Annotated in this window: 27 protein-coding genes; 8 read left to right on the top strand and 19 right to left on the bottom strand. The window is 57.1% G+C overall.

What is annotated here, in order from left to right:
* Nucleotides 1–61 precede the first annotated feature (61 nt).
* The 9 genes from ACO6TI_RS30490 to ACO6TI_RS30450 are packed head-to-tail and all read right to left on the bottom strand — an operon-like array spanning nt 62 to nt 7,746.
* The gene (locus ACO6TI_RS30490; protein ID WP_196879677.1) at nt 62–517 is read right to left on the bottom strand and encodes a deoxycytidylate deaminase; all 456 of its coding nucleotides are present in this window, start codon (nt 515–517) and stop codon (nt 62–64) included.
* Nucleotides 518–522: 5 nt separating this feature from the next.
* The gene (locus tag ACO6TI_RS30485) at nt 523–1,392 is read right to left on the bottom strand and encodes a dihydrodipicolinate synthase family protein (RefSeq protein ID WP_409859378.1); all 870 of its coding nucleotides are present in this window, start codon (nt 1,390–1,392) and stop codon (nt 523–525) included.
* Nucleotides 1,392–1,739, bottom strand: coding sequence for a 4Fe-4S dicluster domain-containing protein (locus ACO6TI_RS30480; RefSeq protein ID WP_104701095.1), 348 nt, complete (start codon nt 1,737–1,739; stop codon nt 1,392–1,394). Before ACO6TI_RS30480 ends, ACO6TI_RS30485 begins: the two co-directional genes overlap by 1 nt.
* Before the next feature lie 5 nt (nt 1,740–1,744).
* Entirely contained in the window at nt 1,745–2,518 is a 774-nt protein-coding gene (locus tag ACO6TI_RS30475) for an enoyl-CoA hydratase-related protein (RefSeq protein WP_104701096.1), read from the bottom strand.
* The gene (locus ACO6TI_RS30470) at nt 2,515–3,681 is read right to left on the bottom strand and encodes a CaiB/BaiF CoA transferase family protein (protein WP_108874864.1); all 1,167 of its coding nucleotides are present in this window, start codon (nt 3,679–3,681) and stop codon (nt 2,515–2,517) included. The genes ACO6TI_RS30475 and ACO6TI_RS30470 overlap by 4 nt, the downstream gene beginning before the upstream one ends.
* Before the next feature lie 11 nt (nt 3,682–3,692).
* Nucleotides 3,693–5,060 carry an FAD-dependent oxidoreductase gene (locus ACO6TI_RS30465; RefSeq protein ID WP_055113017.1) on the bottom strand — a complete coding sequence of 456 codons (1,368 nt, stop codon included), beginning with the start codon at nt 5,058–5,060 and terminating at the stop codon, nt 3,693–3,695.
* Nucleotides 5,061–5,112: 52 nt separating this feature from the next.
* Nucleotides 5,113–5,916 carry an ABC transporter permease gene (locus ACO6TI_RS30460; RefSeq protein WP_422383997.1) on the bottom strand — a complete coding sequence of 268 codons (804 nt, stop codon included), beginning with the start codon at nt 5,914–5,916 and terminating at the stop codon, nt 5,113–5,115.
* On the bottom strand, nt 5,916–6,686 hold the full coding sequence (locus ACO6TI_RS30455; RefSeq protein WP_196896446.1) for an ABC transporter ATP-binding protein: 771 nt from the start codon (nt 6,684–6,686) through the stop codon (nt 5,916–5,918). Before ACO6TI_RS30455 ends, ACO6TI_RS30460 begins: the two co-directional genes overlap by 1 nt.
* Before the next feature lie 28 nt (nt 6,687–6,714).
* Complete coding sequence (locus ACO6TI_RS30450) at nt 6,715–7,746, bottom strand: ABC transporter substrate-binding protein (RefSeq protein WP_055113013.1); 1,032 nt, start codon at nt 7,744–7,746, stop codon at nt 6,715–6,717.
* Between the two features lie 135 nt (nt 7,747–7,881).
* On the opposite strand from ACO6TI_RS30450, the gene ACO6TI_RS30445 reads away from it, so the two are divergent.
* Nucleotides 7,882–8,787: a LysR family transcriptional regulator gene (locus ACO6TI_RS30445; RefSeq protein WP_055113011.1), complete on the top strand. Its 906-nt coding sequence runs from the start codon at nt 7,882–7,884 to the stop codon at nt 8,785–8,787.
* A gap of 93 nt (nt 8,788–8,880) precedes the next feature.
* Here ACO6TI_RS30445 and ACO6TI_RS30440 read toward each other — a convergent pair whose 3' ends face one another.
* From ACO6TI_RS30440 to ACO6TI_RS30430, 3 genes are all read right to left on the bottom strand, one after another.
* Nucleotides 8,881–9,210 (bottom strand): hypothetical protein, encoded by a 330-nt coding sequence (locus ACO6TI_RS30440; RefSeq protein WP_422383996.1) that lies wholly within the window; start codon nt 9,208–9,210, stop codon nt 8,881–8,883.
* A 72-nt stretch (nt 9,211–9,282) separates the two neighbouring features.
* The gene (locus tag ACO6TI_RS30435) at nt 9,283–9,474 is read right to left on the bottom strand and encodes a hypothetical protein (protein ID WP_422383995.1); all 192 of its coding nucleotides are present in this window, start codon (nt 9,472–9,474) and stop codon (nt 9,283–9,285) included.
* A 385-nt stretch (nt 9,475–9,859) separates the two neighbouring features.
* Nucleotides 9,860–10,591 (bottom strand): GntR family transcriptional regulator, encoded by a 732-nt coding sequence (locus tag ACO6TI_RS30430; protein ID WP_281930011.1) that lies wholly within the window; start codon nt 10,589–10,591, stop codon nt 9,860–9,862.
* A gap of 253 nt (nt 10,592–10,844) precedes the next feature.
* On the opposite strand from ACO6TI_RS30430, the gene ACO6TI_RS30425 reads away from it, so the two are divergent.
* From ACO6TI_RS30425 to ACO6TI_RS30405, 5 genes are all read left to right on the top strand, one after another.
* Entirely contained in the window at nt 10,845–11,837 is a 993-nt protein-coding gene (locus ACO6TI_RS30425; protein WP_422383994.1) for an ABC transporter ATP-binding protein, read from the top strand.
* A 64-nt stretch (nt 11,838–11,901) separates the two neighbouring features.
* Nucleotides 11,902–13,197: an extracellular solute-binding protein gene (locus ACO6TI_RS30420; RefSeq protein WP_321188955.1), complete on the top strand. Its 1,296-nt coding sequence runs from the start codon at nt 11,902–11,904 to the stop codon at nt 13,195–13,197.
* A 69-nt stretch (nt 13,198–13,266) separates the two neighbouring features.
* Nucleotides 13,267–14,202 (top strand): ABC transporter permease, encoded by a 936-nt coding sequence (locus ACO6TI_RS30415; RefSeq protein WP_082442616.1) that lies wholly within the window; start codon nt 13,267–13,269, stop codon nt 14,200–14,202.
* A gap of 2 nt (nt 14,203–14,204) precedes the next feature.
* Nucleotides 14,205–15,044, top strand: a complete 840-nt coding sequence (locus ACO6TI_RS30410) for an ABC transporter permease (protein ID WP_108874860.1) — start codon at nt 14,205–14,207, stop codon at nt 15,042–15,044.
* Between the two features lie 13 nt (nt 15,045–15,057).
* Nucleotides 15,058–15,720, top strand: a complete 663-nt coding sequence (locus ACO6TI_RS30405) for an aspartate/glutamate racemase family protein (RefSeq protein ID WP_196896322.1) — start codon at nt 15,058–15,060, stop codon at nt 15,718–15,720.
* 110 nt (nt 15,721–15,830) lie between these two features.
* Here ACO6TI_RS30405 and ACO6TI_RS30400 read toward each other — a convergent pair whose 3' ends face one another.
* On the bottom strand, nt 15,831–16,748 hold the full coding sequence (locus ACO6TI_RS30400; protein ID WP_422383993.1) for a DMT family transporter: 918 nt from the start codon (nt 16,746–16,748) through the stop codon (nt 15,831–15,833).
* Nucleotides 16,749–17,824: 1,076 nt separating this feature from the next.
* Here ACO6TI_RS30400 and metK point away from each other — a divergent pair.
* Nucleotides 17,825–19,012, top strand: coding sequence for a methionine adenosyltransferase (gene metK / locus ACO6TI_RS30395; protein WP_104701107.1), 1,188 nt, complete (start codon nt 17,825–17,827; stop codon nt 19,010–19,012).
* Between the two features lie 84 nt (nt 19,013–19,096).
* On the top strand, nt 19,097–19,966 hold the full coding sequence (locus ACO6TI_RS30390; RefSeq protein ID WP_422383992.1) for a hypothetical protein: 870 nt from the start codon (nt 19,097–19,099) through the stop codon (nt 19,964–19,966).
* Nucleotides 19,967–20,185: 219 nt separating this feature from the next.
* Here the strand turns inward: ACO6TI_RS30390 and ACO6TI_RS30385 are convergent, their stop codons facing one another.
* From ACO6TI_RS30385 to ACO6TI_RS30360, 6 genes are read right to left on the bottom strand one after another with little or no spacing between them, the layout of a single operon-like run.
* Nucleotides 20,186–21,076 carry a 2-oxo acid dehydrogenase subunit E2 gene (locus ACO6TI_RS30385; protein ID WP_422383991.1) on the bottom strand — a complete coding sequence of 297 codons (891 nt, stop codon included), beginning with the start codon at nt 21,074–21,076 and terminating at the stop codon, nt 20,186–20,188.
* 8 nt (nt 21,077–21,084) lie between these two features.
* On the bottom strand, nt 21,085–22,515 hold the full coding sequence (locus ACO6TI_RS30380; RefSeq protein WP_422383990.1) for an NAD-dependent succinate-semialdehyde dehydrogenase: 1,431 nt from the start codon (nt 22,513–22,515) through the stop codon (nt 21,085–21,087).
* A gap of 15 nt (nt 22,516–22,530) precedes the next feature.
* Nucleotides 22,531–23,538 carry a biotin/lipoyl-containing protein gene (locus ACO6TI_RS30375; RefSeq protein WP_422383989.1) on the bottom strand — a complete coding sequence of 336 codons (1,008 nt, stop codon included), beginning with the start codon at nt 23,536–23,538 and terminating at the stop codon, nt 22,531–22,533.
* Nucleotides 23,528–24,526: an alpha-ketoacid dehydrogenase subunit beta gene (locus tag ACO6TI_RS30370; RefSeq protein WP_104701112.1), complete on the bottom strand. Its 999-nt coding sequence runs from the start codon at nt 24,524–24,526 to the stop codon at nt 23,528–23,530. The genes ACO6TI_RS30375 and ACO6TI_RS30370 overlap by 11 nt, the downstream gene beginning before the upstream one ends.
* A complete protein-coding gene (locus ACO6TI_RS30365) occupies nt 24,523–25,545 on the bottom strand; it encodes a thiamine pyrophosphate-dependent dehydrogenase E1 component subunit alpha (RefSeq protein WP_422383988.1) in 1,023 nt (340 codons plus the stop codon). The genes ACO6TI_RS30370 and ACO6TI_RS30365 overlap by 4 nt, the downstream gene beginning before the upstream one ends.
* Nucleotides 25,546–25,600: 55 nt before the next feature.
* Nucleotides 25,601–26,899, bottom strand: coding sequence for a M24 family metallopeptidase (locus ACO6TI_RS30360; RefSeq protein ID WP_104701114.1), 1,299 nt, complete (start codon nt 26,897–26,899; stop codon nt 25,601–25,603).
* Nucleotides 26,900–26,956 lie beyond the last annotated feature (57 nt).

The raw sequence follows: 26,956 nt of genomic DNA, 5'->3' as shown, positions 1-26,956 counted from the left end.
TCTCCGCAGGACCATTCCCGGTTGCAGGTGCACGTCATCAGCACCCGGTATTTTTCAGGCTTTACCGGAATTCCAAAACGCGTATCCCGGCCTCGTGCAGCATCTGGCGTGACACCTGAAAACTGTGGTCGAGGGCTCCGTCCGATTGTGGAATGGGCGGTGCAACGATTTGTGGAATGCCGGTCTGGATGATTGCCCGGCCGCAGTCCGCGCAGGGAAACCGATTGACATACAAGGTGCAACCGGCGAGGCAGATCCCGGCACGTGCCGCATTATAGATCGCGTTCCTCTCCGCATGCTCGAACCAGAAGAATTTCTCGCCGCTTTGCCGATCAAACCTCGCCGGATCGGCGGGTGAAACCCCACGCGGCAATCCGTTGTATCCAGTCGATCTGATTTCATGGCCAGCGGGAGATACTATGACGCACCCAACCTGAAAATCACGATCTTCAGACCACAGGGAGATATGGTCGCAGAGTGCCATGAAGCGCCCGTTCCATGTCTGTGCGTCTGCCATCCTCTTCAGCTCCCGTCCAGATTTTTGCTCAGTTGCTCGCCAACGGTTTCCGGCAAGGCTGTGAAGGGTGGCAACACCCGGCGCCACCCGATGTCATTCGATCTGAGGCCTACCAGAAACTTGATGCCGGGTATCAGTGTCGGACCCGCAAGCAAGCCACGCTGGCGTGCGATTTCATCACAGATCGTCCTTGGCGGTGCAGCCCGTCTGGACCAGGCTTGCGCGGCGATCGGAGCGGTGACGTTAACGCTCGCCGAGATGCATCCTGCAAAACCGTCAACCGCAGCACTTTGCAGGACTGTTTCAGAACTCGGAAAGACGTTCAGGGAAGGGCAGGTTGAAACAATCGAGCGGCAATAGTCCAGGTCACCTGAGGAATCCTTGATACCCGAAAACCGGTTTGGCGCGACCGACACCAGGTCCGAAATGATTTCGACAGGTATGGAAATTCCTGTCATCTGGGGGAAATTGTAGAAATAGATCTGAATGTCGCGTGACCCAAGAGCATCATGGAGCGCGAGGTACCATGCCTGCAGTCCCGACGGTGACAGGGGTTTGTAATAGTATGGTGGCAGTACCAGAGCGATGGGAAAGCCGAGGTCATCGGCAAAGGTCGTAAGTGCGACGGTCTCCTGAAGCGATGGTGTGCCCGTGCCGACCATGAGGCGTTCCTTGGGAAACGCTTCGGCGGCCCAGGCCATCACCTGCCGCCGTGACGCATTGTCGAATGAATTGGCTTCACCGGTCGAACCGAGAACATTCAGACCGTCGCCACCGTTCCTGAGTATCCAGTTGCAATGCTCGATAAACGGCTCTCGCATCGGCGAACAGGTCGTGTCGACCGGCGTTGGGACTGCTGCGATCACGCCTTCCATCAGACCGCCCCTGCGTCGGCTCGCTGTGCGGCGAGGGCCGTCAATCCGGGCGGATCCTTGAGAGGATCATCGCCCTTTGTCCACCCTCCCGGTTCCACAAGGGCGTCGGCCTCGTTCCTGAAGGCTGCATCGTTCACTGCAATAAAGGCGTGCTCGGCATCCTCGACTTCATCGGCATAGCGGATTGCGTCTACCGGGCAAATACTCTCGCACATACCGCACTCGATACACTCGGTCGGGTGAATGTAGAACATGCGTTCGCCCTCGTAGATACAATCGACGGGGCATACCGTCGTGCATATGCCGTCCTTGACATCAATGCAGGTGCTCGTGATCACAAGGGTCATCCGGTTCAGTTTCCTTTCCAGACAGGTGCCCTCTTGTCCCGGAACGCGGCAACACCTTCGTCAGCGTCACTTGAATTCAGTGCTGCCTCAAGTTCCCTTGTCGGGTACTGAAAGGCGTCCTGCAACGGCAGATGCGCCGTCTGCCGGGCGACCGCCTTGATGGCCTGCAGGCTCAGTGGTGCACATTTCAGGAGTTCGGCGACCCAGCGGTCCGTTTCCTCATCCAGCTGTTCAGGTGAAACGACAGCGTTCAGCAGCCCGTGACGCTCCATTTCGGATGCTTCCAGAAGCCGGCCGGTCATCATCATTCCCATTGCGATGTTTCGCGGCATCAACCGGGGAAGCAGCACCATGCCGCCATCCAGGGGCACACGGCCGACCTTGGCTTCAGGCAGGCCGAAGCGCGCCGTGTCGGCGGCAATGACGATGTCGCACCCGAGAACCATTTCCAGTCCACCGCCAAGCGCAAGGCCATTGACCCGGGCGATCACAGGTGTCGACATCCTGCGCAGCGCAATTCCCGAAAAACCGGACGTGCTGATACGTTTCCAGTATTGCATTCCGGACAGTCCGGTTTCTTCTTTCAGGTCGGCGCCGGCGCAAAATGCCCTCGTACCTGCACCGGTCAGAACGGCGCACCGGATTTCCGGTTTGCGCTCGACTTCGTCCCAGACCTCTGCAAGCCGGGCATGGGTCGCACTGTCCACAGCGTTCAGACTGTCGGGCCGGTTGATCGTCACGCGTGCGACATGCCCCGAAACTTCGAATTCGACACTCATTCAGCCGCCTCGTTGTTCAGAAACATCGCCAGTTCCTGAAGCACTTCATCGGTGTGCTGACCGAGGCGGGGTGGCAGATGCCTCACGATCATTGGTGCTTTGCTCAGGTGAACGGGAGACCCGGCAAGCGTGATGTCTCCAAGAACGGGATGGTCGATCGACTGCAGCATGCCATTGATTTCGGTCTGCGGATCTGCCAGGGCTTCCCCAAGCGAGCGGACCGGTGCGCAGAGCAGGTCCTGGGCTTCCAGCCTCTCAAGCCAATAGGACGACGTGTTCCCGGCAATCGCCTCCGAGAACCGTGCCTGAAGAAATGGCTTGTGCTTGCGTTGGGTGTCCAGGGTCGGATAGTCGGGAGACAGGTCCTCGATTTCCAGAGCGGTGCAGATATCCTGAAGCGGGTTCGCCTTGAACGCACCCACGATCACGATGGCACCATCGCTTGTGTCGAAGACACCTGTCAGGGGCATGGCAGCCCAGTTCAACACTTCCCTGTGTTTGGACCACTGAGCCGCTTCCTGCATCTGCATCGCGATCATGCTGTCGTAGAGCGAGACCTCAACTTTCTGACCATGACCTGTTTTGTCGCGCATCAGCAAGGCTGCCAGAATTCCCTGAACCAGATGCATCCCGGCCGAATAGTCGCACAATGTTGTCGGATAGATCGACTTGGGAATCGACGGGTCCTGGGTCTTTTCCATGACGCCGGTCATTGCCTGCGCCAGAACGTCCTGTCCGCCCTTGTGGGCATAAGGGCCGGTCGATCCGAAGCCGGTTCCGGAGGCACAGATCACTTTCGGGTTGATTTTCGAAAGGGCGTCATACCCGAAGCCGAGACGATCCATCACGCCTGCGCGAAAATTGTCGACCACCACGTCGGCAGTCTTGACCAGATCGAGAACCTGCTTGTGTCCGGCTTCGGACTTCGTGTCGATCTCGATCGAGCGCTTGTTCCGGTTCAATGACGCGAAAACGGCATTGTTCAATGCTTCTTCGGTCTGCAATCCATAAAACCCACGGCTCAGGTCTCCGGTGCCCGGTCGTTCGATCTTGATGACGTCTGCTCCGAAATCACCAAGCATCTGGGTTGCGCACGGGCCCAACATGACCTGCGTAAAGTCAATGATGCGAATGCCATCGAGTGGCATGATATTCTCTGACATGAAAACCTCTGTTATTCCGCCGCGACGTTGTCTTCGATAAGTGCGTTCGGCGACGGCCTGTCTCCCGGGTCTGCGCCCTGTGCGCGCATCTGTTTCTGGATGGCCGTGTGATCGACCATGCGCAGTGGAACGTCGCCGTTCAGCGCCAAGGCTGTTGCGACGCCCGCAGCTTCGCCCTGTGCCATGCAGGGGGGGATTTCGCGTGACAGTTTTTGAGCATCACTTTCAACCGAGTAGTGACGACCGGCGACAATCAGATTGTCGATGCCCTTGGGAAGCAATGCGCGATACGGCGTGTAGTAATCGCGGCCACGGCAAACCGTGTCGGTGAAATAGCGCCTTGATTTCACGTCATCCTTGTTGACGACATACTCGCCCTGCAGCATCCGTGTCTGCCGGACACCCATTTGCTCGGCGGCGCCAAGCATTGTGGCGTTTTCGAAGCCGGGAATGTTCTCTTTTGCGAACTTGTGGAGTTTCATCATCCGCTCGCGGCCCTCTATTTCAGAGGCAACCATGTCCTCAACCGAGAGCCCGTCATACCCGGGCATGTGCGGGCAATTGCACCACACAACGCCGGGTATCGGCGTTTTGAGCCACCACATGCCCCAGGCCCCGCCAATCCGGCGCCGCGCTTCGCGGTCGAGCTTCTTGTATGTCTCGGGATCGGAGAATTCGAACGCCACGGCCTTGTCGGTGTCGACGTTCGAGAGGCGGAACACCGTCGTGACAATATACTGGCCGTCGATGTACTTCGCCCCGGCCGCCACGCCGACATCCAGGTCACCGGTGGCATCAACCACGTATTTGGCGCGGATAGCCTGCCGACCGAGCTTGGTCTGCGCTATCACGCCGGTAATACGTCCGTTTTCCATCAGAACATCTGAAAACCAGCTGTGTGTGCGCAGGTTCACCTTCGCCTCGACCACCATGTCGAGACTGACGCGTTTCCAGGCATCGGGGTCAAATGCGACGGCGTGAATGATGGGCTGCGGCATCATGGCCTTGTGGAAGTCGATACAGCCCCAACGAGACCACTTTTGCCACATGTCCCAATTGGTCTGACATTCTGCCGGCGGTGGGTAGACGGCGGCATCCTGGCGCTCCATACGCTCGACGAATTCGCTGACGACCCCGGTCGTGACGATTTCATTGCCCTCGTTCACCATGTCGTCCAGTACCAGCACCATGCCGCCTGAAGCCATGCCTCCAAGATGGTGATATCGCTCCAGAAGCGTTACCGAGGCGCCGTTCCGGGCTGCCGAGACCGAGGCTGCGTGGCCTGCGGGTCCCGCGCCGACAACGACAACATCGCAATCTGCAACAACGGGGACCTGCGCCCCTTCCACCTGGACCGTGGTTGTATGACGCTCTGCCATAATCCTTGTTCCTTGTTCTAAAATCTCAATCGCTTTTGAAAGGTCAGGTCCGCTACCAGCGAATGACGAGTTTCTCGGCGACAGAAACGGCAGTGAAAAGAAGCACCGACAGCCCGGAAGACACGAAAACCGTCGCGTAGAGAAGCGGTGAGCGGAAATTGAAAGTGCTGTCTATGATCAGCGCACCCAATCCGACATCCGCACCGATCCATTCGCCTACAATTGCCCCGATCACGCAGGTCGTTGCAGCGATCTTCAAGGCGGAGAAGAGAAACGGCAGCGAAGACGGCAGGCGGATTTTCCAGAAAATCTCCGACTTGGAAGCCGACAAAATCCGGGCAAGCTCAAGCGTTTGCGGCGACACGGCCTGCAAACCGCGTACCATGTTCACCAGGGTCGGGAAAAAGCAGATCAGTGCCGCGATCACCACTTTTGCGGTCATGCCGGCTCCGAAAATCAGCACGAGTATCGGTGCGATGGCGAGGATCGGGATCGTATTGATGAAGACGGCGATCGGGAAAAACGCTTTTTCGATTGACCGGCTGTGCACAAATGCGACAGCAATCAGGATCGCAGCCAGATTACCGACCAGGAAACCCGACAGGCTCTCGATCAGGGTCGGCCAGAAGTTCCTCATCAGCAGCGCGAATTCATTGGTGAAAACGGCCAGAACATCGGTAGGTGCCGGGGCGATATAGGTCGGCACCTCGAACAGTCTCACACCGATCTGCCAAATGAGAAGCAGCGAGACGGCGGTACCGAGCGGGATCGCTACGCTGCCCGCGCGCAGCCTGATCTGGTCAAGCACAGTCGGTTTCGGGTCTTCAGATTGTGCGGAGACTTGAACCAGGGACATCAGCACTCCTCCAGAAGCCGGCGAAGCTGGCCGCAATACCGGTTGAATTCGGGGGTTTCACGCAATGCGATTTCGCGTTCTGAAGGCAGGTCAATGTCGACGACCTGCTTCACCCGGCCCGGATTTGCCCGCAGCATGAGTACTTTCTGCCCCAGGAAAACCGCTTCGGGGATCGAATGGGTAACGAACAGAATGGTGACACCGGTCTCGCGCCAGATGTCGCGAAGCTGCAGATTCAAATGGTCGCGCGTCATCTCGTCGAGTGCGCCGAACGGTTCGTCCATCAGCAGGAGCTTCGGTTTGCAAACCAGCGCCCTGGCGATGGCAACGCGCTGGCGCATACCGCCTGACAATTCGTGCGGCAACGCGTCTTCGCGGCCTTTCAACCCGACCAGATCAAGCAGATCCTGCGGGCTCTTGTCCGACATCGGGATTTTCAGACCCCGTTTGCGGCCCATCTCCAGCGGCAGTTCCACGTTCTTCAGGGCACTGCGCCAGGGCAACAGGGTCGCGTCTTGAAAGACGAACGCGAATTCGCGTGCGAGACGGGCTGCTTCCGTTGTCTTGCCCAGGATTTCAACGTTTCCCGTTGCGGCAGGAACAAGGTCGGATACCAACCGTAACATAGTGGATTTGCCGCAGCCCGATGGTCCCAATATTGTCCAGAATTCGCCTTCGCCGATTTCCAGGCTGATGTCTTCAAGTGCGGTGAAGCTTCCGAACTTCACCGATGCCCCGGACAGGCAGGCCGCAACATTGCGGCTTGCCATGTCCTGATGTGGACCTTCGTCCGCAATATCAGCCAAACGTTGGACGGGCATCTTTGGTCGCCTCGAGAATGTCCAGCGTCATGATGTCGGAGACCTTCGGCGCTCCACCGGTGAACTGTTCAAGGCTGTTGTAGGTGTCGATCTGCTCCTGCCAGTTCTCCGTGGTCATGATGCCCCAGCCACCGGCCTTGGTCTTGTCGTTGAACGAGAAGCCCAGAACCAGGTCGACAGCTTTCATTTCACTGTCCTTGTCGAGGTTCGGGTATCGTTCGACCAGTGCGTCGACACCGGCGGTCGGGTTTTCGTAGACGGCACCCCAGCCCTTGGATATCGCGCGGATCGCACCGATTACCTTGTCGCTATGTTCCTGAAGAACGTCGTCCGTCGTGTAGTAGGGATTGGCATAGAGCTGTATTCCGGCGTCCCAGAGTTTCATGTCGACCCGCTCGTCCCCGAGAACGGACAGCGCACCGACATTGGTCTGCCAGCCTGTTGCCACATCGACCTGACCAACCTTCAACGGCGCCATGTCACCACCCATGACCGATACTTCGACCTGGTCCTCTTCGATGCCGTTCTTGGCCAGAAGTGCGCGAAGCAGAATTCTGGCTGTGCCCTGTGTGGCGACTTTCTTGCCGATCAGATCCTCCGGTTTGCGTACCGGATTGCTTTCCATGGAAAAGTAGGTGAACGGATGCTGCTGATAACCGGCTGCAACACATTTGATCGGCAGACCTGCGGATCTCGCCAGCATCAGTGAAGGTGACGATGAAATCGAACCGAAATTGTTTGCGCCCGATGCAACCGACGCCACGCCGTCGATATTCGGTCCGCCCGGAATAATCTCCAACTCCAGGCCTTCGTCGGCAAAGTAGCCGAGCTTGTCGGCCATGACCTCGCCAAGGATGCCGTTCGAGGCAAGCCAGCCGAGCTGCATCTTGATCTTGAAGTCAGCAGCCTTTGCCGGTTCGATCGAAAAGAATGTACCTGTTGTCGCCAGACCGGCGGCCGCGCCGAAGCCCTGAAGAAGATGCCGGCGATTAAGTCCCCAATTTGTCATGTGTCCGTCTCCTGGTAGGTGATTTTTTTTGTATCTCCCTATTCCTTTCAGCCTAGACGCGCGCCGGGTGCTGCGGATAGAATTTAGTTTTGCACATAGCGATGCCTTTTTTGCATCGCCTGAGGATTGAGCCGGATGCACAGCAAGTTCCTGAACTATTTTGATGAGGTTGCCCGGCAGGGTTCGATCCGGCGCGCCGCCTCGGTCCTGCACGTGTCTTCGTCATCGGTGAACCGTAAGATTCTCGACATCGAGCAGCAGTTGGGCGTAAGGCTCTTCGACCGCCATGCGGAAGGTGTCGAACTCACGGCAGCAGGCGCCGTTGTCCTTGAACATTGCAGGAAGACGATTTTCGATTACGAAAAGATACTTCATCTTGTCGCTGACATTCGGGAGATGCGTGCCGGTCACATTGACATTGCGTCACTGGATTCCGTTGCTTTGAGCCTTCTGCCCTCGGTCATCGACCAGTTTGCCCGTGAATATCCGGACATCACCTATACAATCAGGACGGCGCAACCGGACGAAATCGTTCGTGCGGTCGCCGAAGGGGATGCCGGGATCGGCGTTTCCTTCTGTAACGACCTTCACCCGGGCGTAAGGCTGCGCACGGAGAAATCAGCTCCCATCGGGGCGATCCTCAACAAGAACCATCCCCTTGCAGAACGCGACGCACTGGATATCGAGGATCTGACACCGTTTTCGCTCATTCGCTCCTATGATGCGCTTACGGAGCGCTCGCTCGTGAATCTCGCACTTTCCGACGACAAGGTCCCGCTGAAAACGGCCTGCTTCACGAATTCTCTTCCGCTCGCCCGATCAATGATCCTGAGCGGGCATGGCGTTGGCCTATATTCGAAAATCGGGTTCCTGAATGAAATTGAAGCCGGGAAGTTGCGTTACATCTCTCTCAAGTCCAGTTTTCTGAAGGATCTCAGGATCGGCATTCTGATCCCGGGCCGCAGCAACCAGACCCCCATCGAGAATTCGTTGTGCCGGATCCTCTCGAAATCTCTCAGATCGCTGCGTCTGGACTCCTGACCCGCCATACAACGAGGGTCAATTCCTCGATCCGGCAACTGGGTGCGTCACCTCAACTTCGTCCCGGGTCACACCAGGCGGTCGAAATGATCGCTATCTGGTCAGTTCTACCGGATCAACACCACGCCACGTGCCTTTGCTCGCCATCACGCGATTGCGCAAATAGCATGTACGGTCAGCAAGTTTGTCGGATTTTTGGGCGTCGAGACAGGTTCGATGTGTGCCATCCCCACAGGCCGCCTTCCGCATGGCAGCGTCGGTCTTCCATATGGAGAACGTCATTCCATCGATATCGGCAAGTCGGTGCTGAAAGTTGCCGTTGATCAGGCTGCCGTCAAGCGTGTCATACCAAGCACCGACCTCATCAACCTTGGCTGTGAAGTCCAATATGCGCGGCAAATCGAATTGGTCGCAGGTTGGCATACCATGCCTCGGTATTGGCAGGCAGAGATGAAAAATGCTGCTCCGCGTTGTCAAATGCCGTCTGGGCACTTGTCAGATCGGAATGAAACCGGCACCGATCCAGGACGATCCATTGCAGGTTCGAATGATCTTTGGATCCCGGTTGCTGTCGGGCCCGCACATCCAGAGGTCGCTGTCGCCAGGTGCGGTTGGCGCCAGACCTGCGTGCGAATGTTCTGCCTGAAACGACCAATGACTGTAGAAAACCCATCCGACACGTCTCATTTTTCGTCCATCTGAGATGATCCCACCACTCCCAGGGTGGTTGGGTGATGTTGCGGGCGCACGGTATGGCCCAGCACCGTGTTAGGCAACGAGATGGCCAGAGAGCGGGAAATCGCCCACGCATTCAGCTCGCCCGTTCGGTCTCCCGTCATTCAGAAAAGCCTGGATAGTTGCCGCGCGGGCTCTTGCCGGGCATTGGCGACAGCCGTTCCGAATGTCCGTATTGGCTGGAGGCAGAATTATGCAGCGGGTTGCAGGAATGACTGCTTTTTGGAATCGAAATCAGATTTATGGCTTTGGCGGTTCAAGGGCCCGAAGCCGGTGTCAATGAGGGGGCCTTTTCGTTGAGGCGCACCTGGCTTGCCGGGGAAGATGCGTTCAATTGTCAGGCCAGGGCTTCTGCGAGGGAGGATTTGAAAGATTGTTTTTCCTTCAGATCCAGGCCTGAGTGCAGATCGATGATGTGGCTCTTCTGGATCTCTTCAGCCGCACTGCCATCCCGGTTTTTAAGCGCATCCAGAAGCGCGTGATGCGAATGGCTTTCGCAGGCCGTGTCGGACCGCTTCCAATAGAGTGCGATGATGAGCGAGGATCTGGAGATCAGCGATCGCACCATGCTGGAAAAGACCCGGTGATCCGCAATCTCCGCGATTTCAGTGTGAAAACTTCCTGAAAGGGCGAGTGCCCGACCCATGTCGCTCGCGTGGAGCGCATCGTGCTCTGCTTCGAGGTGCTTGTGAAGTCGGGAAAGATCGTCTTCGGTGATGGTTTCAGCTGCAAGGCGGGCCACGGCAGGTTCAATGAGCGCACGGGCCTGAAAGACTTCATGCGCCTCCCGGATCGTTGGTTTGGCGACAAATGCGCCGCGATTCTTTTCGATTGTTACCAGGCCCGAATGGGCAAGCGCTTGAAGGGCCGCACGGACCACTGTGCGGCTGGCGCCATAGATTTCCCCGACCTCATCTTCGGAAAGTTTCACACCCGGAGCGAGACGGTGCTCCAAAATTGCTGTCTGCAGTTTCAGACAGATGTCGAGGGCGCGGCCTGCGGGCAAGGCAAAAACCTCGTGCAGGGATCTGGCCGAGCCGGACTTTGAAGATGAGATAGGTTTGGGCATCTTTGCTGAGAACTATCGGGCTGGTGTTTGCAGGATGATAGTCGGGGATGCCTGATGCGGCAAACATATATTGTATACGATTAGTGATTAAAACGTACTCAATCAGATTAAAAATCGTGCGAGTTATTGGGCGTTGGGCATTCCGGAAATGCCGATGGAATACAATAATTCATTTTAATACAAATGCTTAACATATTTGGCATGGACATTGCTCATTCCGATGGAATTGAATTCTTTCGGAGAGACACCATCAATGGCGAAGTCCCTTGATCTCGAACTCGCTGCCGTTACTAAGAAATATGGGACGACGGTTGCCGTTGAGGCCATCTCGCATCGCTTCCAGGCCGGGTCCTATTCCTGCCTGCTTGGTCCTTCGGGGTGTGGCAAGTCTTCGACCCTTCGCATGATCGCCGGTCACGAAGTGGTGTCGGAGGGCGACATTCTGCTGGGTGCATCCAATGTCACCGACTTGCCACCGGCCCGCCGCGGCACGGCAATGATGTTCCAAAGCTATGCGTTGTTTCCACATTTGAGTGTCATAGACAACGTCGCCTTTTCCCAGAAAATGAAAGGTGTCGACAAATCTTCACGCCTGAAGAAGGCGCGCGAGTTGCTCGAGCTTGTCGATATGGCCGCGTTTGCGGCGCGCCTGCCCGAACAGCTGTCCGGCGGGCAACAGCAGCGGGTTGCCCTGGCGCGGGCCTTGATCACGGAACCTTCGGTTCTTCTGCTTGATGAGCCATTGTCGGCGCTTGATCCCTTCATGCGCATAAAGATGCGTCTGGAGCTGAAAAGGCTTCAGCGGGAACTCGACATATCGTTCATTCACGTGACCCACAGCCAGGACGAAGCGCTTGCGCTCGCCGACGACATCATCGTCATGAACAACGGCCGGATCGAACAGGCCGGTTCTCCACGGGATGTCTTTGAAAGTCCCGCGACGGAGTTCGTCGCGCGTTTCATCGGCGGTCACAACATCCTGGAAAGCCGTGGAGCACCTTTTGCGCTACGGACTGACCGGTTGCAGGTCGCAAAGACCGGGGCGGAGAGCGGCGACAGCCTCGCTGCCACGGTGCGGGATGTCGAATATCTCGGCGCGACTGTCAATCTTGCCCTGGAGACCGGAGCTGGCAGTGACCTGACAGCAGCTCTGCCCGACGGGCTTTTCTTTCAAGACCCAATCGAGATCGGCTCAACCGTCTTCCTCAGCTGGAAGCCGGAAGATGCCCACCGCTTGGCGGGGTAATCGCCGCCAGAAACAGCCCACCCAAGGGGCTCAAGACACCTTCCACGGGGAACAGGAGTTGAAAGTGATTGAGAAAACAGTGAGCAAAAAAGGTTTTAGCCGGCGGAGCATATTGAAAGGCGGCGCGGCAGCAACTGGCGCGGCGATCGGTTCGGGTGCCGTTTCCGGGTTTCCGACCATCTGGGCGCAAAACATCAAGGATGTGACCCTTCGCCAATTCGGAACGGGCGTCTCGAACCTCAATGAGGTTGCGCAGAAGGTAAAGGAAGATCTCGGTTTCAATCTTGAAATGACGGCCCTGGATTCCGATGCCGTGACACAGCGCGCGGCCACACAGCCGGACAGTTTCGATATTGCCGACATCGAATACTGGATCTGCAAAAAGGTTTGGCCGACTGGCAACCTGCAGCCGATGGATACGTCCAAAATCAAGAATTACGACAAGATCGTGGGCATTTTCAAAAGTGGCAAGCTGACGCCGGAGTCCAACATTGCACAGGGGACGGCGCCACACACTGTCGGTTTTGTTGACGGACCCGACAGCAAGAGTTTTGCGACTGAAGAAACTGGCTGGATGACGCTGATCCCGACGATCTACAACGCGGACACCTTGGGCATTCGTCCGGACCTGATCGGCCGTCCGATCGAAAGCTGGACGGAACTGCTCAACCCGGAGTTCAAGGGAAAGGCTTCGATCCTCGACATCTCGTCCATCGGTATCATGGATGCGGCGATGGTGTGTGAAGCCATGGGGGAAGTCCAGTATGGCGACAAGGGCAACATGACCCGTGAAGAGATCGACAAGACCATGGCGATCTTCACCGAAGCCAAGAAAAACGGCCAGTTCCGCGCCTTCTGGAAGACCTTCGATGAAAGCGTCAATCTGATGGCTTCCGGGGAAGTGATCATCCAGTCCATGTGGTCACCGGCCATTACAGCGGTGAAGTCCCGCGGAATTCCGTGCGTCTATCAGCCACTCAAGGAAGGCTATCGCTCCTGGGGCGGCGGTATCGGCCTATCCAAGAGCTTGTCCGGTCTCGAGCTGGAAGCCGCCTATGAATACATCAACTGGTATCTTGATGGCTGGGTTGGCGGATTCCTGATGCGTCAGGGCTACTATTCGGCCGTTCCGGAAACCTCCAAGAATTTCATGTCCGAGAACGAGTGGGGCTACTGGTTCGAAGGCAAGGAAGCAACCGGCGATATCACCAGCCCGTTCGGAGATGTGCTGGCAAAGGCCGGTGACACCCGCGATGGCGGGGCTTTCCTTGAGCGAATGGGCGCCGTGGCGTGCTGGAACGCCGTCATGGACGAGAACCAGTACATGGTTCGCAAGTGGAACGAATTTATCGCCGCTTGAAGTATCGCAAGAAACTGGCGTCCAGGGCCTCGCCCTGGACGTTTCCTAAACCATTGGGCACTCCCGTTCATGACTGATTTGACCGTTTCAAACGATACTGATCGCAAGGAAGAAACACGCCTGCAACCAGGTGTATCTGCAAAAGTCCGAAAACCGGTGTCGGATGCCGTGTCCGGGTGGCTCATGTCTCTGCCGATGGCCGGTGTTCTCGTGTTCTTCCTGGTGCTGCCGATCATCATGATCGTGGTGGTCAGTTTCTGGGGTGCCACGGAATTCTCGATCTACCCGGCATTCGTGTTCGACAATTATGAATTCCTGCTGACGTCTCCAGTTACCTATTCTGTCTTCTTGAACACGGTGAAATACGCCTTGATCACCTGGGCGTTGACGCTGGGGATCGGGTTCACCATCGCCTATTTCCTGGCTTTTCATGTGAGGTCTCTGACCTGGCAGATTGTCCTGTTTCTACTTTGCACGATCCCTTTCTGGACCTCCAACATCATCCGGATGATTTCCTGGATTCCCTTCCTGGGTCGCAATGGAATTGCCAATTCGGCGCTGATTTCACTGGGTGTGGTTGACGAGCCACTCGACTGGCTGCTGTTTTCCGATTTCTCTGTAATTCTGGCGTTCGTGCATCTCTACACATTGTTCATGGTCGTACCGATTTTCAACACGATGATGCGCATCGACAGGTCTTTGATCGAGGCGGCCTATGATGCCGGTGCGAGCGGATTTCAAACCCTCACCAATGTCGTTCTCCCGCTCACGAAGCCGGGGATCATGATCGGGTCGATCTTCGTGATCACGCTCGTCATGGGCGACTTCATAACAGTGCGATTCATGTCCGGCAGCCAGAAAGCAAATGTAGGCCGGCTGATTTCCAATGACATTGCGCTTCTGCAGTACCCGTCAGCGGCCGCAACGGCGGTCATCCTGCTGATTACAGTCCTGATCGTCATTGCCACCCTGTTGCGCTTTGTTGACATCCGGAAGGAGCTCTGACCATGGAAAAACGACCGCGGTCCTTCTACGTCCTCGCAACGTTCTTTGCGCTGTTCCTGCTGTTTCTCTACGGACCGACAATCACCATCGCGATCTTGTCCTTCCAGGGGCCGCAAGGCGGTCTGACTTTTCCAATGCGCGGGACATCGTTCCATTGGTTTGGCGAACTGTTCGAGCAACAGGCCGTCGGCGATATCTGGGGCAGTTTCAGCCGATCGCTTGTCCTTGGCCTGATGGTGATGACCACAACGGTTGTCGTGTCGGTGATGGGCGGTTTTGCCTTCCGCAAGAAATTTCCCGGCAGCAGCGTGATCTTCTACCTGATCATCACTTCTCTGGTGATCCCGTCAATCCTGGTTTCACTGGGTGTGGGGCTGATCTTCTCCCAATCCGGCCTGCCGGTGCATTGGTCGACATCCGGATTTGGCGCGCAACTGACATGGACGTTGCCCTTCGGACTTCTGATCATGTTCGCGGTCTTCAACCGCTTCGACAAATCCTATGAAGAAGCCGCACGGGATCAGGGAGCAAGCGCCTGGCAGACGGTCCGGCACGTTGTCTTGCCGATCATCGCGCCGATGCTGATCGGGGTGGCTCTGTTCGGCTTCACCCTTTCCTATGACGAATTCGCGAGAACGCTGTTGACCGCAGGCAGCTACAATACGTTGCCCCTGGAAATATACGGCATGACAACCAACGTGACGACGCCGGTGATTTTCGCGCTCGGCACGCTCACGACCGCCTTCTCGTTCGGGGTGATTGCCGTTTTCTTGCTGATCCTTTTGCTGATGAAGAAGCGTCAGACCCGCCATGGTTCGGACGCCGGTCAGGGACTGGTTTAGGAGAGCTGACAAGATGGTGCAAAAGCACATTCTGCTGATCAATCCGAATACGACCAGTTCCATGACGCAAAAAATCGGCGCGGCTGCCCGACATGCGGCCGGACCTGCTGTGAAAATCACGGCGGTCAATCCCGCGACCGGTCCCTCGGCAATTCAAGGGGCAAAGGACGGCAGAAATGCACTGCCGGGTCTTTTCAAAACGTTCGAAGACCATGTTCTTGAACATCGCGGCGTCGACGCCGTCATCATCGCCTGTTTTGACGACACCGGGCTTTGGGAATTGAAGCGCAAGAGCCCGGTACCTGTCCTAGGTATCGGCGAAGCGGCCTATCATGCTGCCAGCCTGTATGCAGAGCGGTTTTCCGTTGTCACGACACTACCGGTTTCCGTGCCGGTTCTGGAAAAGAACCTCGATCTCATCGGCCTTGCCAGGCGGTGCGCAAAGGTTCGTGCTTCCAATGTACCTGTCTTGGAGCTGGAAGACCCTGAAAGCCCGGCGCGTCATCGGATTGAAGCGGAAATCAATCTGGCGATCAAGGAAGATGACGTTGGTGCAATTGCTCTCGGTTGCGCGGGCATGGCTGATCTTGCTGCAGACCTTTCAAGACAATTCGAAATTCCTGTTATCGACGGAGTTGCCGCTGCAACTCGGTTTGCAGAGCAACTGGTCAGCTAGGATATCTGGCAAAAACAAATCGCCAAAAGAGTTCTTGGCCAGATTGCATGGTAGCGATGACACCATCAAACTGGACCACTCATCCATCGTTAGATGCGTTCGCGGTCTCCCTAAGGTGCAATGATTGGCGGAGGTTTGCGACGCTTGCCGGAGATTGCGTTTCCGGCAATCGCAGCAAGCAGCACGGTACCGCCAATCAGCGTGTTCGGGCTTGCTATCTCGCCAAGGAAAAGCCAGACCCAAACCGGGCCAAGCAAAACCTCGGCAAGTGAGAGCAGGGCAAGCTCTGCCGCGGGGAGGCTACGCGATCCAAGCGTGTAGAGGATCAATCCGGCCCCGACCTGGAAAACGCCCATGCCCATGGATATTGCGCCGTCGCGAATGCCGAGAGAGACAGACAGCCCCGAAAACTGGCAAATTCCATATGTGACGAAGGCAGCGAACAGACCTGACAGGAACACAGATGGGAGCATTTCGCCGGTTCGTCCCCATCGCAAGGCCACGGTGAAGACAGCGAAGCCAAATGCGGACCCGAGCGCGGCAAGGCTGCCTTTCAGGACGATGCTGCCTGACTGGTCGGCAACCATGATTGCGATCCCGCCAATGGCAACGGCGATTGCAACCCAGGTTGCCACGCGCACTGGCTCACGCAAGATTATCCAGCCCAGGACCGCAGCCATGAAGGGTGCCGTTGCAAAAAGCAGCATTGCATTCGCGACCGATGTATTCTGGATCGAGTAGATCCCACCGGAGTAGGCTGCAACCAGTGAAAAACCGGCGATAACTGCAGGAAAGCCGAGGCGGCGAACCTGAACAAAGGGGCTTTCGCCCGACCGCACCCGAATGACCACGTAGAGAAACAGCGACATGCTGATTGACCGGTAGAGCAAAATTTGCCAGACGACGGCGTCTTCCATCATGCGAATGCCAAGACCGACCGTTGACCACAGAACCCCTGCCGCAAAGACGAAAAGCACACCATATTTGTGAGCATCCGCGGCGGACGTGGGAGGAGTTGGAGATGTCATGTCCTGCCATTCGATGAAGTTTCACCTGCACGATAAACATTGCGGCAGATCTCATATCCTACGAATGCGACATTCAGGAGCGTTTCAGAGGACCCGACCCGAAAATTTCGACCTCAATGAGGTCCACAACGACTGATGGCCAATTACTGGATTAAGGAAGCTGCGACACAGCAGGCACCGATCAGATAAACGCCAGGTATGGGTCGGAAACCGTCTGGACGGTTATCCTGGAAATCAGTCGAACTTGGTTTGCGCAGATCATGATTTCCTGGCCTATTCGCCGACACGGAGTTACGCCGTGCGGGGCGGTTGTTTGACGTTTTGCGGTTCGAACAAAAGTTTCTTAAAAAAATTATGTTACTCTTTTCATATAGTTACGTACAGAATTGTCAATTTTGTCAGCATAAGTTGAGGGGCGGCTGTTGCAATGCACCCTCAGCTTGTTAATGTCCGCGCAGAATTTGGCGCCAAGATGCGTGCGAACTGAAAGCTGCAAGTACAGAGATTGAATCTGTCGCCGCAGCTGGCCGGGGCCTCCTGCTCTGCCGATGTGCGCATCGTGCCTCCAGGTCCGGCTATGGCCCTATCTCAGGGGCATCTTTCCACTCCGTGCATTTGCCATGCACTTCTGGCCGGACGCAATGCTGAAAAGATCCGTTTGAAGCCACCTGCCACGCAGGCGGTTTGCCAACGCGTATGCGTCTTGCACTGCGCCGTACATTCGGATTTCAAAATAGGAGATCGGGGCCACGCAGCCAGGGCAATCGTCGACGAAATCCGAATGAAATTTGTTGAACGCATCGCATGACACGAAAGTAAAGAGCGCCTTTATTCCGGGTTACGCAAACAGTCCACCTGGTTTGCACCCACCGGTAATCGCTAGCGCATCCAGCGAGGAATTCCAGAAGAGCCGTTCGGGTCTTTCTCGATCGGGTCGGGTTCGTGCGTTCGGAGCAACAGGTTTTTCGCAATCAGGTCTCTTTGGCTCCGGAACGGACAACGTTCCGGGACGTGAGCTGTATTGCGCCTGAACCATTGCCTTTCACAGGTACTTTTAAACTGAAAAAGGAAGACTAATGAGCAGTAGAACATGGCTTTTTACCAGTGAATCCGTGTCAGAAGGTCATCCCGACAAAGTATGCGACCGTATTTCCGATACTATTCTTGATGCGTTTCTCGCCGCTGATCCGCATGCCCGCGTCGCCTGCGAGACACTGACGACGACAAATCACGTGACGGTTGCCGGCGAGGTGCGCGGACCTGAAAACGTGTTGAAGGACGTTGAGCAGCTTGTACGAGATGCGGTCCGGGACATCGGTTACGAGCAGGACGGATTTCACTGGCAGACGCTGGAAGTCGTCAACAGATTGCACCAGCAATCCGCAGACATTGCCATGGGCGTGGATGAAGGCAGTAAGGGTGAAGAGGGGGCAGGCGATCAGGGCATCATGTTCGGATATGCCTGTAACGAGACCGAAGAACTCATGCCTGCACCAATTCTGCTGTCCCATAACATTCTGCGCTCAATGGCCGAAGCACGAAAAAACGGGAAAGAAACGCGTCTAGGTCCGGATTCGAAAAGCCAGCTGACGCTAAAATACGAAAACGGTCGCCCGGTCGGGATCGACGCCGTCGTCGTCTCCACACAGCATGGTGAAGATGTCAGCCAGGATGATGTTCGCGATGCGGTGTTGCCGTTCATTCTGCATGCACTGCCGGTCGGCTGGAGCGTTCCTCAGGATCGAATATTCATCAATCCGACCGGACGGTTCGTGATCGGCGGGCCTGACGGCGATGCCGGCCTGACGGGCCGCAAGATCATTGTCGATACCTATGGCGGCGCGGCTCCCCACGGTGGGGGTGCCTTCTCCGGAAAAGATCCGACCAAAGTGGACCGGTCGGCGGCATATGCCGCTCGATACCTGGCGAAAAACGTGGTTGCCGCCAACCTGGCGGACCGCTGCCTGATCCAGCTTGCCTACGCAATCGGTGTTCCCGACCCGGTTGCCGTTTACGTTGATACGCACGGCACCGGAAAGGTCGACGAGAGAGAACTTGCAAAGGTCCTGCGAGAGACGGTTCGTCTGACCCCACGCGGCATTCGTGATCATCTCGGCCTGTCGAAACCGATTTATGCGCGCACTGCAGCCTACGGCCATTTCGGCCGCTCTCCCGATGAAGACGGCGGATTTGGCTGGGAGCGGACAGACCTGGCGCAGGATCTGGCACTTCATTTTGGCGCGCGCGCCGACGCGGCCGAGTGAAATTCAAACCTGAATTTGCAGAGAACACCCGCGGCATTCGCAGTGTCGCAGGGTGTTTCTGCGGGCAATCCATGGAGTGAGTAGATGACGAGCAATTCCGATTTCAACGAGATCAATGAAGCCAAGGCCTGCATGGACAACATCTATGATCAGGCTGACCCGAGGCCCTATTTTCGTGAATTGAAAAAACTCGGCTATGCAATTCCCAACGAAGCCAAGCCGGTTTTTCAAAAGCTGATCGATCACCTGCAGCAACGGCAGGAGGGCGCCGTCAAACTTCTGGATCTGGGCTGCTCCTATGGCGTCAATTCGGCTATTCTCAAGCACGACTTGTCGATGTCGGAGCTCTATCAACACTGGGGTCAGAAAAGAACAACGGACGAAACGCCGAAGGAAAACGTAGAGTATCACAAGCGTTTTTTCGCCAACCTCGATGGCCCTGAAGCCATTGAAGTCATTGGACTTGATGTGGCAGAAAACGCGGTCTCCTTTGCAGAAGACATAGGTCTCCTGGACAAAGGCCTGACCTGCAACCTGGAAGCTCAACCGGTACCGGCATCGGCAGAAGAAGAATTGTCCGCTGTCGATCTGGTAACGTCGACGGGGTGCGTTGGCTACATCACGGAAAAGAGCTTCGATCACCTGCTGCCGACGATCACCCGCGGACGCCAACCCTGGATCGCAAATTTTGTGCTGCGGATGTTTCCGTTTGACACGATCGAGGAGTCTCTCTCGCGATTTGGCTACGTCACGGAGAAATATGAAGGCCAGACCTACGTTCAACGCGACTTCGCATCGACGGAAGAACGCGACCAGGTTTTGGCGCGGCTGAGCGACGAGGGAATCGATGCGACCGGGAAGGAAGCTGATGGTGAACTCCTTGCCGAATTTTATCTGTCTCGCCCTGAAAAAGAGGCCGCAGAACTGCCCATCGAGCGCCTGTTCGCCGCTTGAGCCTGTTGTCCGTCGAACCCAGCCGGCGGTGTGTCATCGGTGTGTGATTTCTAGATCCAGCACTGAAATCGGGATATCCGGCGCTTTGCATCGGCGATGAGTTGGTATCGCAGGGGAAGAACGCCGATCAGGTTATTGGAAGCGATTCAATCCGGTGCTGGTGCAGCGGGTTGAATCGCTTCCGCCTCTTTTCATTACCCTTGCTCATTTGACCGATCTTCAGACCAACATGCGTCTCGGGTCCTTGAGAAGACCAGCGTAGTATGTCAGGAACCGCGCGGCTTCCGCTCCGTTGATCACGCGATGATCGTAACTGAGATCCAGCGGAACCATTGGTGCGGGCAGGAAGACTTCACCGTCCCAGACAGGGGCGATTTCGGTTCGGGTGATGCCAAGAATAGCGACTTCCGGCGGATTGACGATCGGAGTGAAAGCGGTGCCGCCGATGCCTCCCAGGTTGGTGATTGTCATTGAGGCTCCGCCCATTTCGTCCGGACGGACCTTCCGCTCCTGAGACCTTGCGGCAAGATCGGTAATCTCGCGCGCGATCTGCCAGAGACCCTTGCTGTCAACATCCCGCAGGACCGGCACCATGAGACCATGGTTCGTATCGACCGCAATTCCGATGTGAACATAGTCCTTCAAAAAAAGGGTCTTGCCGTCGGAGCTCAGGGATGCGTTGAACCAGGGAAATTCACGCAAGGCCCTGGCAAGCGCCTTCGCGTAAAAGGAAAGTGCCGTCAGCTTGAGCCCGCGATCCCTGGCTTCGGATTTCAGGTCCTTCCGGAATTCCTCTATCACGGAGACATCAGCCCGGTCGTGATGGGTCACGGCCGGAATGAGCGCCTGTGCTGCCGCCATATTCCGGGCGGCTACCTGGGCAAATCGGCTCATTGGTTCTTGCCGCACAGGTCCATATTGAGAATGGTCAACGTCCCAGTAGGACCTGTCGGAGGCCGCAAACTGCGTCGCGGCCGGAGCTGCACCATCTGCTTCCAGATCCTCGCGTGCGATGGACGTTCGGCCGATGTCCCTGGCCAGCGCTTCGATATCGATCCCCTTTTGGCGCGCGAGCGCCCTGACGGAGGGTGGGGCGATGATGTCAGACATATTGCCCCCTACCAGCCAGCAGAAATGTACTGGGTTTCCATGAATTCCAGCATGCCTTCATGCCCGCCTTCGCGTCCGAGGCCGGATTGCTTGGTGCCGCCGAACGGGGCAGCCGGGTCCGAAACCAGGCCTCGATTGAGACCGACCATGCCGTAGTCCAGGCGTTCGCAAACCTTGAGACCGCGTTTCATGTCCCCGGTGAATACATATGCCACCAGACCATACTCCGTGTCGTTTGCACGCTGAATGACATCGTCTTCGTCAGAAAATGTCTGGAGAGCGGCCACAGGGCCGAAGATTTCGTCATGAACGCACTCGGCCGTCTCGGGCACATTGGAAAGCACGGTCGGCGTATAGAAGAAGCCTTTGCCGTCGGGAGCCTTGCCCCCGACTTCGAGGCGCGCACCCTTTGCCACGGCGTCCGCGACAAAGTCTGCAACCTTGTCGCGTGTTTCAGCATTGACGAGTGGCCCGACATCGACGGAAGGATCCGTGCCGTCACCGACTTTCAATTTGCCCATGGCTTCTGCCATCCGGCGGGTGAATTCTTCCGCAATTGCCTCATGCAGATAGATGCGGTTGGCCGCGGTGCAGGCTTCTCCCAGATTGCGCATCTTGGCGAGCATTGCGCCTTCCAGGGCAACGTCAAGATCGGCATCGTCGAAGACGATCAGCGGGGCGTTTCCTCCGAGTTCCATTGCCGGCTTGAGAACCTGGTCGGCCGCAGAATGAAGCAGCTTGCGTCCAACCGCCGTCGATCCGGTGAAGGATACGACGCGCACACGCGGATCATGCAACATGTGATCGACCAGCGCACCCGTGCGCTTTGACGGCAGGACATTGACCAGCCCGAGGGGCACGCCTGCCTCCTCCAGCAACGGCATCAATGCAAGCATTGTAAGCGGGGTTTCCGAGGCCGGCTTGATGATGACCGCGCATCCGGCGGCGAGGGCAGGTGCGATTTTCCGGGTGCCCATGGCAGCCGGATAGTTCCAAGGTGTTACCAGAACAGCCAGACCGGCGGGTTTGTGCTGCACGATGATGCGTGCCCCGGACGCCGGGGCAGTCGTGATCAGGCCATCTGCGCGGACGGCTTCCTCGGCAAACCAGCGGAAAAACTCCGCTGCATAGGCCGCTTCGCCCAAGGCATCCGCACGTGCCTTGCCGTTTTCAAGAGTGATCAGGCGCGCAAAGTCGTCGAGGCGCGCGGTCATCAGCTCCCAGGCCTTGCGCAGGACTTCAGAACGCTGCCGTGGTGTCCTGGCCGTCCAGTCCCTCATGGCCTGCTCGGCTGCGTCCAAGGCAAGGTCTGCATCCTCGATGTCCGCCGATGCAACGGACGCAAGCACGCCTTCGGTTGCCGGATTGATGACGTCGAAACGCTCGCCCCTTGCTCCCTGTCGCCAGGCGCCATCGATATAAAGGTCGGAAAAGTCCATGATGCACCCCACGGGTCAAAGCAGGTGGCGGAGCGGTTGCTCCATCCGACCCGCGAAATTGGAAAGCAGGTTCACAGCCTCTTCTGCGGTGAGACGATGACCTGCAGTTTCAAGTGTCAGGCGCAGGCCGCGTCCCGCGCGTGAAATGCTGATTGTCGGGCAATCCTCAGCGCCAAGTTCAACGGAGCTGACCCTGGTGAAACGCAAGTCGCGCACATGAAGATCGAAGGGCTTGCTACTCTCCGCAGCGACGACCTGACCCAGCCAGGTCGAGGGAACCGCATAGATCGTCCGGTCACCTGCACGATCGACAGCAACGTTTGCCGGCAAGCGTCCCAGACTTAGCGCGGCAAATCCCGCAAGCAGTGCCCCTTGATCCTGACAGGCCCCGGTGGTTGCCGCCCAACCTGCAAAATCGGCGAAGGCGTCGTCGTCCCCGGTTTCGGCAACGAGGCGCCGTACCGTGTGGGGGCCCGATGCCGCGGTTCCGATTGGCGGCAGCGTTTTCAGCGTTTCCAGGTCCTTCACGTGGAAGGGTTGAACATGGCCTGCCTCGACAAGGCGATTGAGGTCCAGATCCATTTCTCCGGCGAGCCGCCGCGCCTTGGGCGAAGCCAGGATTTTCCCCTCGCTTCGCGGAATGGCGATTGGTGCCTTTTCCGGCAACCTCGCGGATTTGAGACCGTCTGATGCCCCCGGTGCTTCCTCGACGGGCGTGTTGCCGGCAGCCTTGTCAGGAACAATCGGCCCGGAACTTTCTTCCTCTACCGCCGCTAGGTCGGGTTGTTCTGCGCTAATGACGGCAATGGTTTCGCCGACGGGCACTTCCTGGCCGGCTTCAGCCAGAAGTTTGGCGATAAAACCGTCGAAACCGGCATTGACCTCCATGGTGCTCTTGTCGGTTTCGACCTCGAAGAGAACATCATCGGCGTTTACCGCTTCACCGGGTTGCTTGAGCCAGCCGACCAGGAGCCCGGTGTCCTGGGCCATGCCGAGGGCAGGCATGATGACCTCATGCGGCATGGATCAACTCTCCGCGGCAGATCCTGCGTGCGTTCTCGGCAACGCCGGCGGCGTTGGGCACCGTCAGATCCTCAAGGGCAGGCGAGAAGGGAACCGGTACATCCATTGCGCCCATCCGGATCACCGGGGCGTCCAGATGATAGAAAGCCTTTTCTCCGATCCGTGCAGCGATTTCCGCCGTCACACCGTAACTTTGATGACCCTCATCGATCACGATGGCGCGGGAGGTCTTTCGGACCGAATTCAGGATCGTTTGTTCATCCAGTGGAACGATCGTCCGAGGATCTATGACCTCGGCGCTGATCCCGTCCCCGGCCAGCGCTTCGGCAGCTTCTTCCGCAACCTGCACCATTGAGGACGTTGCGACCAGCGTCACATCACGACCTTCGCGTTTGATATGCGCCTTTCCGAAAGGGATAAGGTATTCTTCTTCCGGCACGGGCGCCTTGTCCTGGTACATGAGCTTGTCTTCGAAGATCACGACCGGATTGTCGTCCCGAATGGCCGTTTTCAGGAGGCCCTTGGCCTCATAGGCCGACGACGGCATGGCGACTTTCAGTCCGGGAATGTGCGCGACCAGAGCCTGCAGGGATTGGCTGTGCTGAGCTGCGGAGCGGCGTGTCGCACCCATATTCGTCCTGAGAACAAGGGGAACCGTCAGCTTGCCACCTGACATGTAGTGGGTCTTTGCCGCCTGATTGCAGAGTTGATCCATGACCAGATACAAAAAATCTCCGAACATGAGATCGACCACCGGCCGAAGGCCCGTCATGGCGGCCCCGACAGCGATGCCCATGAAACCCGGCTCTGATATCGGCGTGTCGATGACCCTGTCGGTCCCGAATTCCTCCACCAGTCCCGAAAGGACCTTGAATGGCGTTCCGGCTTCGGCAACATCTTCGCCAAGCAGGATGACAGATGCGTCGCGACGCATTTCTTCAGCGATCGCCTCGTTGACCGCTTTGGAGAGAGTGATTTCGCGGGTCATCGGTGCGCTCCTCCTGTATATTCCAGTGCGTGGTCGACACCGGAAAAGACATGCATGTCGACCTCGTTGACGTCGGGATAAGGTGCGTCCAGCGCGTATTGGACTGCTGCCTTTGCGTCAGCGCTTATTTCTCCGTTGATCGCCACCAACTCGTCTGCGGACATGATCTGCTGGTCGATCAGCCATTTGCCGAAATTCGTGATCGGATCGCGGAGCTTCTTCCATTCGGCTTCCTCGTCCCTGGAGCGGTAGTAGTCGCGATTGATGTCTCCAACGTGGTGACCGTGATAGCGGTAGGTGTCCAGCTCGATAAAGAACGGGCCTTCTCCCTTTCGGCAACGACCGACGAGCTGTTGTGTCAGCTCGTTCACCGCAAGCACGTCCTGTCCGTCGACCTGAAAGGCTTCGATACCGAAGGCTTGCGCACGCGCGATCAGCGAACCCGCCGCGATTTCCTCGGTTCGGGTGTATTCGCTGTAGCCATTGTTTTCACACGCATAAATGACCGGCAGCCGCCAGAGTGCAGCCATGTTCATCACTTCATACCAGAGACCCTGGGCAGTGGCGCCGTCCCCGAAGAAGCAGACCGTCACAAACTCCCTGCCCAAACGTTTGGCCGAAAGCGCAGCGCCCGTGGCAATGCCCATGGATCCGCCCACGATGGCGTTGGCGCCGAGATTTCCATGGGACTGGTCTGCAATGTGCATCGATCCGCCCTTGCCGCGGCAGTAGCCTTCAGCCTTGCCCAGCAATTCGCAGAACATCGTCTTGAGGTCTGCGCCCTTGGCAACGCAATGACCGTGCCCGCGGTGTGTCGATGTGATGCGATCCTCATCGGTCAAGGCTTCGCAAATGCCGACGGCCACCGCTTCCTGCCCGGAATACATATGGGTCAGGCCGGGCATCCTGGCGGAGAGATACAACTGGTTCGCATTGTCTTCAAAGGCGCGGATACGAACCATTTGCCTGTACATCTGCAGGTAATCTTCGGTGTTGTGCCTGTTCTTGGCAGCACTCATGTCTTTGTCCCTAGAAAAGGACCCGGCCCCTGGAGGGCCGGGCAAGTTGGGGAAGTCAGTACCGGTTCGCGATCGGGAGTTCCTCTGCCGGGAACAGGCTGATGACTTCGACACCCGTGTCGGTCACGACCACTTCTTCTTCGATACGGGCAGCAGAATAGCCGTCGGCGGCAGGGCAGTAGGTTTCCAGCGCGAACACCATGCCGGTCTTGATTTCCATCGGATGATCAAGGGAAATGGCCCGGGAGATGATCGGACGTTCGTGCAAGGCCAAACCCAGGCCGTGACCGAATTGCAGGCCGAAGGCAGCATCTTCGTTCGGAAAGCCGAATTCTTCCGCTTTCGGCCAGACCTCGGCCACCTTGTCCGTGGAGACACCCGGCTTGATCATGGCGATCGAGGCATCGATCCACTCGCGCGCTTTTACATAGGCATCATGCTGTGCCGGTGTTGCCCGGCCAATGTTGAACGTTCGGTAGTAACAGGTCCGATACCCCTGATAAGATTGAAGAATATCGAAGAAGGCCTGATCGCCCGGACGGAAATAGCGGTCGGTGAAATTGTGTGGATGCGGATTACAGCGTTCGCCCGAGATTGCGTTGATCGCCTCGACATCGTCCGAGCCCATCTCGTAAAGCATCTTGTTGGACATGGCGACGATGTCGTTTTCCCGAATGCCCGGTTTCAGTTCCTCGTAGATCATGTGATAGACGCCATCGACCATGGAGGCAGCCTGGGTGAGCAACTGGATTTCATCCCAGTTCTTGATCTCTCGCGCGGCCAGCATGATCTGCTGCCCGTCAATGACATTCAGTCCTTCTTCCTGCAATGCGTGAAACATTGCCGTTTCCGCGTAGTCGACACCCACCGGCATATCGGCCATGCCCGCATCCTTGATGAGCCCGGCAATCTGCTTTGCGTATTTGCGCATCAGGCCGAATTCCGGTGGAATCGTACCCCGCATTCCGACGACGCCCGCAAGGCAATGATCGGGTTCGAGCCAGTCGGAAAATTTCTTGTGGTGGTAGGCGGCGGAACCGAAATCCCAGACATAGGGGGAATCATCACCGGTCAGCAGGCAGAACCGGCACATCTTGTCCCGTTCCCATTCGCCGATCTTGGTTGCCGACACATAGCGGATGTTGTTCACGTCGAACAACAAAAGCGTTCCCGCCGGGGAGGCCTTCAGGGCCTGGCGCGTGCGCGACAACCTGTAGCGGCGCAGTCTGTCATGGTCTATTCGGCGTTCGAAATCCACCGACGTGTGGCCCCAGGCCGGCAAACGGCCTTCCCATCTCCAGTTTGGTTCGAGGTCCTGAGGGGTCAGGACGTGTGGTGTCAGTGCGCGGGACATAAGTCTCTCCTGCAGGCGTTGTTACCGCCGCATGTTACGTTTCAAGATTGACGGGTT

The organism is Roseibium album, from assembly GCF_965233825.1.
Taxonomy (GTDB): domain Bacteria; phylum Pseudomonadota; class Alphaproteobacteria; order Rhizobiales; family Stappiaceae; genus Roseibium; species Roseibium album.
The sequence above is the reverse complement of the archived record's forward strand: the minus strand, read 5'-3'. Positions and strand labels throughout refer to the sequence as shown.